Here is a 345-nt window from a genome sequence, read left to right as displayed (position 1 = left end):
CCGCGATCCGCGACGAAGCCACGCTGAAGATCACCGCGCTTGAGGACGCCGAGCTCGTGCTGGTCGACGCCGCCTGATCACCTCTCACTTTGCATGCGCGGATCGACATCCGCGCATGCTTCCCCACGAAACATCTCCCTCAACCCATCAAAAAGGAGGCCATCATGGCCAAGGTTCTGGTTCTCTATTATTCCGCCTACGGTCACATCGAGGCGATGGCGAAGGCCGTCGCGGAAGGCGCGCGCGAAGCTGGCGCGACCGTCGACATCAAGCGCGTGCCCGAGCTGGTGCCGGCCGACGTCGCCAAGGCCTCGTACTACAAGCTCGACCAGGCGGCGCCGATCG

At 64.1% G+C, this 345-nt stretch carries 1 protein-coding gene; it reads left to right on the top strand.

Going from position 1 to position 345, the window contains the following annotated elements:
• Positions 1-164: 164 nt before the first annotated feature.
• Positions 165-345, top strand: a 181-nt coding sequence (locus AC1RQI_RS17105; RefSeq protein WP_481905815.1) for a flavodoxin domain-containing protein, incomplete at its 3' end; no start/stop codon positions are given.

This window comes from Salicola sp. AFF1, assembly GCF_056783195.1.
This window is presented reverse-complemented; position numbering and strand designations above follow the sequence as displayed.